Origin of the sequence: Nostoc sp., assembly GCF_041747015.1 — a bacterium.
Taxonomy (GTDB): Bacteria; Cyanobacteriota; Cyanobacteriia; order Cyanobacteriales; family Nostocaceae; genus Nostoc.
Genome location: NZ_JBGTFY010000163.1, coordinates 1 through 11,770 on the forward strand (window position 1 = coordinate 1; position 11,770 = coordinate 11,770).

Here is an 11,770-nt window from a genome sequence, read left to right on the forward strand (position 1 = left end):
TGGTTGTTTGATGGGCGATCGCCTCTACCGTTTCCTGACGCAGTTTAGCTACTTGCTCGGCTACATAAAGCACGTAAGCCGGTTCGTTGCGCCTCTCGCCCCGTTTCGGAACTGGAGCGAGAAATGGACAGTCTGTTTCAATCAATAGGCGATCGCTGTTGACCATCGCAGCTGAGGATTGAATCGCTTTGGCGTTTTTGAACGTTACTGTTCCGCTAAAGCTAATGTAGAAACCCAAATCAAGAAACCATTGAGTTTCTTCTGGCGTTCCTCCCCAACAATGCATGACACCCCGTACTCTTTCTCCTTTGAGTTCTCGCCATTTTTGCAACACTTTTCTGGTTGCCACAGCAGCATCCCGACAGTGGATAATCACTGGTAAGTTTAGTTCCGATGCGATCGCCAACTGGGACTCGAACACCATGTACTGTTGCTCGTAGTTATCAGCTTTGTAAAAATCCAGCCCCATTTCTCCAATTGCTACTACATTCGAGTCAGAACTTGCTAAAGTTTTGATCTTTTCGGCTGTCTCACTATTCCATTTATCAGCATCTAAAGGATGTAATCCCACAGCAAAACTGATTTCGGGAAACTCTTGGGCGATGGATTGAATACTGGAAAACTCCTCAGGCTGAACACAGGAATGTACTAAACGCACTACACCTGCTTTTTGCCACCGCGATCGCACTGTTGCTAAATCTGGCTGGAAACTATCAAAGTTGAGATGTACGTGCGTATCTATCAATTGCATTTTTTGTCTTTTGTTGCTCGTCCTTAGTCATTTGTCCTTTGTTTTGTTACCAATGACTAATGACTAAGGACAAATTACCAGTGACTACTCAGCTGTTTGGGCGAGGGGTTTTACTCTGTGAGCCAATCTTGACTTTTTCCTTGCCCCATTGTTGGGGTGAAGGACACCCCGTTTGATCGCTTTATCAATTTTGCTGTAAGCCTCGGATAACCTATCTTGCACTTCTTGTTTTAATTCTGGGTTAGGATTAGCTGTATAGGCAGCTACAGCATTAAAGTATTTCTTCATCAGCGTCTTGACTGCTGATTTGTAAGCTTTGTTACGCAGTCGGTTACGTTCTGCGATTTCGGCACGCTTGAGAGCAGACTTTGTATTCGCCACAGTCAATTCCAAAAATACTATTAATTATTTACACACACTACTAGACTTACTAATATAGCATCCAAATTGCCAATGTTATAATTTCCTAAAAAAATTATTATGGTATTGGTTATTGGCAATAGGCACATAACAGAAGGGAAAAAGGTAATTTTTTATCAAGAAAGGCAGAGGGTAGGATAGCGTAACGATTCCGCATCCTCTTACAGAGAAGCAAGCTACGCTTTTAGTGTCTGTCTTCGACACGCTGCGCGAACGCAGAGAGCGGCAGCAAGAGGAATACTGCTTCCTACACTGAGAGCAATTGACCGGAGCGAACTTGGGTTTAAGACCCTACCAAGTTTTTAATTTGGTGACTTTTATTCAGGAGGGGTCTGAATACCCAACAGAAGTAAGACCTCCTGACTCCTTCAATCCCTCCCTTGCCTTCTTCTTCACTGAATTACTCCCTCCTCCCAGATTTAGTATGTCGTCAATTTAGGAAATGGGTTAAAATAGGTTACATCGCAAGAAAACTGTTGCCCTAACTTACCACCTGATTAAGCAATGTGATTGTCAAACAAGTATAATCTGTCCATAAAGCGGATGTATTGTCAAAGGCAAAGAACTGTAAAGAGCTAAATTTCAGGCATATCCAAATAGAGTATAGAGCCGATATATGGTTTCTGTACACATCTTAACTACTAAAAAGTTAAGAAAATAAGTAAAAATTATACTCAGACCCTACCCCCTGTAAATCTGGGGGATTGTATGTGCAAACACACCACCTGCACCCCGTAAGGAGTGAGGGTGAGGGCATAAAGGTAGTGGGAAATGGCACGCCTCCTGCTAGCCGTTAGCTAACCAAGGCTTGTCGGACTGAGCAATGAAGTAGCCTTCTCAAGCAAACTATATGCTGGTAGCCTTGAGAGTATCAAAAAAATCCAGGTTAAGCTAGAGAAGAGAATTAGAGTCAGCTTGAACACCCCAGTGGGTTAAGAGCAAAACTAAATCTCAGGTGGCAATATTATAATTTTGGCATTGTCCTTACTCCATGCTGCGAATCATTACTCAGCAGGCAGACGTTAGAGCAGAACTGCAACGGATCTGCGATCGCACCCATGACGAACAAGTGCTTCACAAAGAAGCAACGGTACGGGAAGTTTTGCAAGCAGTGAAGCGCCAAGGCGACAAAGCTGTTTTACATTACACGGCTGAATTTGACAAACAAACCCTCAAAGCAGAAGAACTCCGAGTTACAGGCTCGGAAATGGATGCAGCCTATCAGCAGGTGTCAAAGGAATTGTTGGGTGCAGTTCGGCTAGCTTGCCACCAAATTGAAGCGTTTCATCGTCAGCGAGTACCGAAAAGCTGGGTACACTTTGGCGACGATGAAGTAGTACTGGGCAAACGCTACACTCCCGTAGACCGAGCCGGTTTGTATGTGCCTGGTGGCCGTGCCGCCTATCCAAGTACCGTGCTGATGAATGCAATTCCGGCTCATGTTGCTGCTGTACCCCACGTGGTGATGGTGACACCACCAGGCCCAGGGGGTGCAATTAATCCGGCAGTCTTAGTAGCTGCCCAAGAAGCAGGTGTACAAGAAATTTATCGCATTGGCGGCGCACAAGCGATCGCTGCTTTAGCCTATGGCACTGAAACCATTCCGAAAGTGAATGTAATCACTGGGCCTGGTAACATTTATGTCACCCTAGCGAAAAAACTTGTCTACGGCACCGTCGGGATTGATTCTTTGGCAGGCCCCAGCGAAGTGCTGGTGATTGCCGATGAAACCGCAAATCCAGTGCATGTAGCTGCTGACTTGTTAGCCCAAGCCGAACACGATCCAATGGCGGCAGCAATTTTGCTGACGACAGATGCGGCTTTGGCGAAGAACGTGCAAGTAGCCTTGGAAAGACAGCTAGTGGATCACCCACGGCGAATAGATACAGAAAAAGCGATCGCTCACTACGGCTTAATTATCGTTGTGGAATCGCTCCAAGCAGCAGCAGAACTCTCAAATGAATTTGCTCCCGAACACCTGGAATTAGAAGTCAAAGACCCTTGGGCACTATTACCACAGATTCGCCACGCTGGGGCAATCTTTTTGGGTTACTCGACACCAGAAGCGGTGGGAGATTATTTGGCAGGTCCTAACCATACCTTGCCAACTTCTGGGGCGGCTCGCTATGCTTCAGCGTTAGGGGTTGAAACTTTCCTCAAGCACTCCAGTATTATTCAATACTCCCAAGCGGCACTGCAAAATGTGGCTAGTGCAATTGATGTACTAGCAACAGCAGAAGGCTTACCTTCGCACGCTGATTCAGTACGACGCCGAATTCAGCAAGAAGAGTGATGATTTGGAATGCTTAATTTTTTCTTATGCTGTTGGCAAAAGTCATGTGATAGCTGCAAAATAAAGGATTGGTTTACTGCTCCAAAAAACTGGCTAACAGCCTCGAATATATAAATTTAAGTTGGCAGATGAAAAATTAGTTTATCAAACAGAATTCAGGAGTCAGGAGTCAGGAGCCAGAAAACAGATAAGAATTCTGAACGAAAGAACGGATGAATAAATGGGTTTAAGACCCCCACCAAATTAAAAATTTGGTGGTCTACAATGAGTGGCGGGTCTCTCTTACAAAGTTGCTCCTCTACAGCGCTCCGCGCATCCTGCGGCGGGGGAGACCCCAAGACCGCACTTTGCGCGAAAGTGACCACGGGGAGTATCCCCGGTGGCGCATTTCGCGCTGAATCCCCCACTCATTGATTCTGACTCCTGAATTCTGGCTTCTGAATTCTTCTTCATTGTATCTGCCAACAAATTCTGATACATACTTTATCTAAGGGGTCTACTATTTAGGAGACGAGAGCGGTGCTAAAAACTATTTTGATAGCTCTGGACGGTTCGGAAATTGCAGAACGAGTAATTCAGACTTTAGATAATTTGGCGTTTTCAAAAGATGCCAAGGTTGTTCTTTGCCATGTGTTTCCCACGCCAGAATCAGAGATGGAACTACCCGCTGATCGCCCTCAGCCAGAGTCCCCAACATTTTCTTATTTTAATATTGAAAAACAACTACAATCTTATCAGGAAAACTTATCAGTTACCAGTGAGTTAGAACTCGTGACTGGTGATCCTGCCGAAGAAATTATTCGTCTTGCCAATATTTATAAAACTGACTTGATCATAATTGGGAGTCGGGGGTTGATTGGGATGAAGCGAATTGTTCAGGGTTCCGTTAGCAGTCAAGTTGTGGAAGAAGCTAATTGTTCGGTGTTAGTCGTCAAACCAGGGTAAAAAGCTGATTGAGAAAACACATAGAGACAAAGAAAATCCTCCTTGTCCCTACGTTCAGTCGATTCAACGCCTTTGAGTTGTCAAAAACTGACGCAAGCTCAACAAACTCAGGGTTTGACCCAAATTCAAGGGCAAAATTGAAACTCCTTCCAAGCGAGACTGTACCCAACCTTCTCCCCAGTACCATTCGTGAAACCCGTCAATGCCTCCGCACAGTAATAAGCGGAGGCAGTTGGATTTTACAACGTCCACTTGATGATGAATCTGGACAGGCCCAGTCCAGCTAGTAAACTGGAATCCAGGAAGCAGTTCTTCTGGCATTCCTGGGGCAAAGCGTTGCCCTAAGAGCCATTTTTCTAGTTGGACCGGATGCAGCAGACTGTTACGAATTGCATCTGTTTGTGCTTCGATTTCAATCCGCAGTTGACTTTGTTGAAAATTACCCAGCATTTTTATTCAATTACCTAAAGGTGAGACATCGCTATTTCTAATATTGCAAATAGTTTTTGTCATTAGTCATTAGTCATTAGTCCTTTGTCCTTTGCAAAAAAAACAATGACCAATGACCAATGACTTTTCTCGCAGCAGAGAACTTAGAATAGAAAAAGTGAACTTGTTAAGAAATGTAAGGTTATTCATGGCGGATCAGTTAATTCGTGCAACAGCAGCCGAAGGTGGAATTCGTGCCGTAGGTGTGATCACCACACGTTTAACAGAAGAAGCACGGGGACGGCACAAGCTTTCCTATGTAGCAACGGCAGCACTAGGTCGGACTATGGCGGCAGGCTTGCTAATGGCTTCTAGTATGAAGCGAACTGGGTCGAAGGTCAATGTTCGGGTGAAGGGCGATGGCCCCTTGGGCGGCATATTAGTAGATGCTGGACTAGATGGCACGGTACGCGGGTATGTGGGAAATCCATCTGTGGAATTGCCTCCCAGTGCCAAAGGTAAACTAGATGTTGGTGGTGCAGTGGGTGCCGGCTACCTCTACGTTGTCCGGGATATCGGTTATGGTTATCCTTACTCTAGTACAGTGGAACTAGTTTCTGGGGAAATTGGCGATGATGTGGCTCATTATCTGATGAATTCCGAACAAACGCCTTCAGCTATAGTTTTAGGCGTGTTCGTGGGAGCAGGTGGAGTAACTGCGGCTGGAGGATTATTAGTGCAAGTATTGCCTAAAGCTGCCAGAGACGAAGCCCTAGTAGAAAAGTTGGAATCACGGGTAGCAAGTCTCGCAGGATTTACACCGTTGTTGCAAGCTGGGAAAACTTTGACTGAAATCTTTAATGATCTGCTAGGAGACATGGGGTTAGTAATCTTTCCCGAAAGGCAAATATTGCGCTTTCACTGTAGTTGTTCTTTTGATCGCGTTTTGGGGGCACTCAAGATTTTGGGAGAAGCCGAACTACAAGATATGATTATTAAAGATGATGGCGCTGAAGCAACTTGCGACTTTTGCGGCAACGTTTACCAGGCAAGTAGCGATGATTTGGCTCAACTGATTGCCGATTTGCAAGCTGACTCTACCGTTTCAGGATAAAGTATAAAACAGCACTGATTTTTTAGATTGATAATGCTATTCTGTGGAGAGGGATAATCAAAAAAGTAGCTTTTTAGTCACGAGAAAGTTACTATGGCAACAATGGAATTATCAACCTAAAACAGAACGCTACTCAATTATTTTGGTGTGAGAGATGACAGAGCGGGATATTCCAGACAGTTGGTCTTCAGCCAGAGAAAGAGAGCCAGATCAAAACAAAAGATTATCCCGAACAGAGCAATTCGGTGAAACTCAACCATTTGGTGTTCCAGCTACTGGTTCTACCTCCAAGTCAGTGAAGCGGCGAAAAAAAAACGATTCAAAAGGATTACCTATAAATAGTCATTCAGAAGAGACTGCCCAACTCAGTAGTACTTCTGGAAAATGGCCACGCTGGATGAAAAGCCGGGTATGGTGGCTAGTACTACTAATGTTGATTCCCGGCAGTGTAGGATTCTTGGCAATGGCAATGCTGTTAAAGCTGCCAACTGCTCCTAACTGCCCATCAATTTTCTGGCCACTGGCAAGTGCTTCGGTGCGGCTACACTGCGCTCAGTTGGCGGCTTCTAAGGAGACAGTGAACGACCTATTACAAGCGATCGCTCTGGTAAAAGAACTACCACAAAATCACCCGTTGCATGGAGAAATTGATCGTTTCATCGAAGAATGGTCACGGGATATTTTGAAGCTAGCTGATCAAAGTTTCCAAACAGGGAATTTAGAGGAAGCGATCGCTACTGCTCAAAAAATACCCCAAGAGGTAACAGCTTACAAATTAGTCAATGAGCAAATTGACAAATGGCAGTTGATTTGGTCGAAGGGAGAAACCACATACAACAGTGCGATCGCTGAAGTCCGAGAACGGCGTTGGCAATCGGCGTTTATGTTATCCGCCAGAATGCTGCGCGTAGATAATCAATACTGGGCGGGTATTAAATACGACCAATTGAATCGTCTAATTGTCACAGCGCGAGAAGATGGCGATAAGTTAGGAAAAGCTGAAAACTTAGCAAGTAGCAAAGTTGTTGATAATTTATTAGAAGCGATTAAGTTAGCCGAGTCCATTGGGCAAGAAAGTTACATTTATCAAAAAGCTCAAGAAGCGATTCCCGCATTTGGACGCAAAATGCTGGAGTTGGCACAGGCGAAACTAGATAAGCGGGATGCAGATGAAGCCCTGAATATTGCTAGACAAATACCAGAGATTACGAAACTACAAGGCGAAACAGATGACTTTATCGCCATAGCTGACGCCAAAAGGAGTGCTTGGATCGGTAACGTTTCTGGTTTAGAGGCAGCGATCGCTCAAGCACAACTAATTGAGCCATCAAGACCAGTGTATAACGAGGCACAAAAACTGATTGCTAGTTGGCAGTTGGAAATTGAAGATGTTGCCAATCTAGAAAAAGCGAGAATATTAGCTAGTCAAGGAACAGTCAATAATTTAACAGCAGCGATCGCCCAAGTGCAGCTCATCCCTGCTAGTAATCCTAGAGCTACGGAAGCTAGGCAAGAGATTGGTCGCTGGAATGCCCAAGTAGAGACAATTGAAGACCAACCTTACTTAGAACGCGCCGAACAGGTCGCGGTATTTGAGGATATTAATTCCTTGCAAGCTGCTATCTCAGAAGCCAGCCAAATCCGTAAAGGTCGGGCATTATATCCTGAAGCACGGAAAAAAATTCGGACTTGGGTCGGAAAGATTCAGCGAATTCAAGACCAACCTTACTTAGACCAGGCACAAGAACTAGCTCAGAGTGGAAATCTTACCGCCGCCATTAGCGCAGCTCAACAAATTGCCTCGTCGGGAAGGGCGCTTTCTGGGGAAGCACAAGCTGCAATAAATGATTGGGAAGGGCAACTCCGCACTAGAGAAAACTGGAGAAAAGCGCAGGAAATGGGGGCGGTTGGCACACCAGAAGCCTTGGTTGAGGCCATACGGTTGGCAGATCGAGTTTCAAACAATAGCATCTTACGTATGGATGCGAATCTGGCTATTGACCAGTGGGGTCAGCAATTGTTAGAAATAGCACGCTCTCAAGGTGAGTCTGATATTGCCAGAGGGATTGAAATTGCTAAATCAATTCCACGCGGTAGTGCTGCTTATAGTGCGGCGCGAGAGCAAATTAGGACTTGGCAAGAATTTCTCAACCCTCAACCGCAGCCTGAGCCTCAGATTGAGTCTCCACAATTGCCACCATCAACGACTACTGATGGTCAGTGATCTTAATATTATTAAAATCGATCCCCCCCAACCCCCCTTAAAAAAGGGGGGCTAAGAATGGCTCTATTTCCCCCTTTTTAAGGGGGACTAAGGGGGATCAATAAGTGCCTATGCATCTTAACCAAACTGTATTGGTAGTTATCGGATTATGTTGAGATTCTTTCATACAGTAACATCATGAATTGCTCCTACAGCGTGTACTTTTGCGTAAGTCCTAATTTTTGAGTTTCCAAACATTGGGGCAAAGTTACGGTAAGCTGACAATGCTGCTTCTTTAACTGTTGCATTCACAATCGGAAATGTAGTCAAGATGTAGCTAAATTCATCTTCGGTTAAACCGTAAAGGTGTGCTACCATCCCATCGAGTTCAGCGCGTAATTTAGCGCGTTCTGTTTCATCGGTAACGCCTTGTTGATGGGAAACTAGACCGACTTCTTGCGCGAGTTCGTCAAATTCTGGTGTGGTGCAGATGAGTTTGGCAGCGCGTTGTACAATATCGTTGAAGTAGCGATCGCTTTTCGTTAAACGTGGAACGGGTAACTGGTAAATGTAGAACATATTAATGTTTGCAGATACCATTTGCCGAGCATAAAAATCAAGTGTAAATGAATTTAAAATAGCTTGAGCAAAAACTATTTCATCACTTGATATGTTAGTCATTCCAGAAATAACTAAAATCGAATTACCACAAAATATATTTTTGGGTATTGCTCCTATAATAAGTGTTCTAACATCAGTATTCCTAGCTATGGCTCTAAAACCTAAACGGTAGCTTTGATAATCTAATTTTTGATGTTTATCATCTTTATTCTGCCCTAATAAAGCTTTTCTTCCTTCTTGTTCATCCACCCAATATCTTGGTTCAGCATATAGATGAGTGAACTGATGAATCATCTTACCTTCATATAGACGTAATCTTTCTTTACCAGGCTGTTGCTTGAATAAATGACTATCGCTAGTCATATTTAACTCTTGCCTAAGAGATAGATTCCACTTCCCTTCAATCTTTTCACCTAGTAACGGAAACTTCAGCATTTTTTTAGCAATGCAAATGTCTACCTCGTTCTTAAACTCCATTACAGATAGTGAATCAGGCGAGAGTTTACGCACCATCTCAACGCTAATCTGCAAGCTATCATCACTAGGAAACCTTTGAAGTTCCTGCACATCATGACGCATAAAAGCAGATGGAAATTCTGTTGTTATACTACCTTTAACAAAAGTAAGGACAACTATTTTAAAACTGCGATGAACACCTTCAAAGATTTCCTTGCGATTCTCAAGACAGAATAAACCAGTAACTTTAGTTTGACTAAACAACATCTCCCGCAATTGCTTAGTCCCCAAGTCTGTGTAGATACCACTAGGAACTACAATTCCGCACTCACCACCTGAACGTAAGAGATTAAAACACTGCTCGACAAATAGAAAGTACAGATTAATTTTTCGAGCTACACTTTTACCATTCATCTCTGAGCGTTGGTTTTGATACTGTTCAGCTTTTTTAAAATAAGCACTAACATAAGGATAGCCACTACTATAGTTGAGCCAAGCTTCTTGAATTTCTGGATATTGCAACATTTCCTCACGCTGCTTTTCCCAATCTTTTATATCCAGCTTTTTCTTACGAATTAAACTGTCATATTGCTGAAAAAATTCTTTTTCGTCTGTCTGAAACACTTCCCAAGGTGGATTAGTGATAATTGCATCAAAACCGCCGCGTTCTAAAACCTTGTCAAAATGATAACCCCAGTGAAACGGCTTCAAAGCTGCAATATCCTCAACCTTCAAAACCCGCTTTTGTGATTTTCCAGTTAACTGAACCTCCTCATATTTAATACCCAAACGCTTACTAAACTCATCCAACAGCAAAACATTTAACTTTGCTTGCGATTTTTTGTTGAGTTCTTCAATACTTTTACGGATGTGTATCAATCGAGTCTCTTGAGGTGTATCTGTATCGGGTAATTCCTTAGATAAAAAAGCGTGTTTTTTGTACAGTTCAACAGATTTATTCTTTTCTTCCAGAATTCTCTTGTAATTATCTGCGGCTAAAGACTGTAATAGATTTCCTTGTAGTGAATTTCCCACAGCATCAAAAGCAGTATCATCTACTTTAATTAAACCAATTAACGAATTACCCGCCATAATATTAAAATCAATATTAGGCAAAGGTTCTAACTCTTCCACATCGTGAGCCGAAGAAACCAAAGCTAAGAAAAGACGTAGTTTAGCAATTTCCGTTGCTTCCTCCATGATATCTATACCATAGAGGTTATCAGAAACAATCCGCTTTTTGATAAAATAAAGTACTGATGGATGGGAAATTTGGATATCTTCGAGGTTCTTTTTCAGAGAGCAACTACCCATCAACTCAATAGTCCCAATTACCGCACTATAAACTTGAATTAGCGTTTTCATCGCCGCTACAAGAAAAGCACCAGAACCGCAAGCTGGGTCAAGAATTGATAAATTAGGAAGAATATCTTCCATTAATAGACGACAAACGTTTAAATCCAACTTAATCAGAAGTTCATTGATATCCTCAAATCGTTTATACTTATCAGATAGTGCATCATTTACGCGGTCTACAATTAACTTGTGAATAGTTCTATCACAAAGATATTCTGTAATTTGCGGTCTAGTATAATACGCCCCAAAAGCCTTTTGATTAATGTATTTTTCAAAAATATATCCTAAAACATCGGGATTTATCTCATCATCTTTACCTTCCGGCGTATCATCGAGATTCCAAGAATAACGCTCAAATAAATCTAGAACTTGTTCAAACGCCTCATCAACTATAGAAATATCATATTTATCTTCAATATGATGTTTCATAAATAGACCACCATTCAGGTATTTAACCTTTCCTACCAATTCCTGAACAGATAAATCTCGGTCAATCTCAGGTTTAGCAAAGCTTTCAAAAAACAAAGCCTTGAGAAATTCACTATAAAAATAATCTTCACCCATTTGCTTACTTATTTCCAGCTTATTTTGCAGATAATTTAAATCTTTATTATCAATAAAACCCTTACGTTGGAGAAAATAAACAAACATCAGGCGATTCAGAATTACCGATGTATACCAACGTCTATCTGTCTCATTATCAATTCCTTTAACAAACTGCAAAAACTTCTGGTGTTGCTCTTGAAATTCTTTGTAAAACTTCTTAGTTACTGGCTCAACATCAAAACCGCGTTGTAGTTTATAGGCAATTTCAACAACAGTCGGTTCACCATGTTCTAACTCAGTAATATCAATGACTAAAGAACCAAGCTTGCTTAAAAATAAGTCTCCTGGTTGACCTTTGACATATAAATGGTCACGAACGAAGCTTTTACTTCCTTCTCGTTTCACCCAATACCAAAGACTACGGGTGCGTTCTTCGGTAATAAAAATTAGGAGATTTTCAGCAATCAGTTTAGTAACTTCTTGATGAATAGTAACTCTAGCTTTAGCATCTGGTATTTTTCCATCGGTTGCGGTGACTTCAAAGATTGCAACACCTGAAAGTTCAGCAATTTTGTGGTATTGATACGTGTTACTTTCAATATTTAAAGTTATAGGTTTTTGTCTTGAAGGTTTAGA

Annotated in this window: 8 protein-coding genes; 4 read left to right on the plus strand and 4 right to left on the minus strand. The window is 42.4% G+C overall.

Translation table 11 applies throughout. The features are described 5' to 3' along the window. Together ACEW80_RS13070 and rpsT are read right to left on the minus strand one after the other, a co-directional pair. A partial coding sequence (locus ACEW80_RS13070; protein ID WP_373526989.1) for a TatD family hydrolase occupies positions 1-751 on the minus strand: 751 nt, incomplete at its 3' end. 84 nt (positions 752-835) lie between these two features. Continuing rightward, entirely contained in the window at positions 836-1,132 is a 297-nt protein-coding gene (rpsT, locus tag ACEW80_RS13075; protein WP_373526990.1) for a 30S ribosomal protein S20, read from the minus strand. A 1,030-nt stretch (positions 1,133-2,162) separates the two neighbouring features. Here rpsT and hisD point away from each other — a divergent pair. Together hisD and ACEW80_RS13085 are read left to right on the plus strand one after the other, a co-directional pair. Further along, complete coding sequence (gene hisD / locus ACEW80_RS13080) at positions 2,163-3,464, plus strand: histidinol dehydrogenase (RefSeq protein ID WP_373526991.1); 1,302 nt, start codon at positions 2,163-2,165, stop codon at positions 3,462-3,464. Between the two features lie 519 nt (positions 3,465-3,983). Then, positions 3,984-4,409, plus strand: a complete 426-nt coding sequence (locus ACEW80_RS13085) for a universal stress protein (protein ID WP_373526992.1) — start codon at positions 3,984-3,986, stop codon at positions 4,407-4,409. Positions 4,410-4,472: 63 nt separating this feature from the next. Here the strand turns inward: ACEW80_RS13085 and ACEW80_RS13090 are convergent, their stop codons facing one another. Next, positions 4,473-4,859 carry a hypothetical protein gene (locus ACEW80_RS13090; RefSeq protein ID WP_373526993.1) on the minus strand — a complete coding sequence of 129 codons (387 nt, stop codon included), beginning with the start codon at positions 4,857-4,859 and terminating at the stop codon, positions 4,473-4,475. A 187-nt stretch (positions 4,860-5,046) separates the two neighbouring features. On the opposite strand from ACEW80_RS13090, the gene hslO reads away from it, so the two are divergent. Then, complete coding sequence (gene hslO / locus ACEW80_RS13095; RefSeq protein ID WP_373526996.1) at positions 5,047-5,952, plus strand: Hsp33 family molecular chaperone HslO; 906 nt, start codon at positions 5,047-5,049, stop codon at positions 5,950-5,952. Between the two features lie 154 nt (positions 5,953-6,106). Next, positions 6,107-8,176 carry a chromosome segregation ATPase gene (locus tag ACEW80_RS13100; protein WP_373526994.1) on the plus strand — a complete coding sequence of 690 codons (2,070 nt, stop codon included), beginning with the start codon at positions 6,107-6,109 and terminating at the stop codon, positions 8,174-8,176. Between the two features lie 162 nt (positions 8,177-8,338). On the opposite strand, the gene ACEW80_RS13105 is transcribed toward ACEW80_RS13100, so the two are convergent. Further along, on the minus strand, positions 8,339-11,770 hold a 3,432-nt coding region (locus ACEW80_RS13105), incomplete at its 5' end, for an Eco57I restriction-modification methylase domain-containing protein (RefSeq protein WP_373526995.1).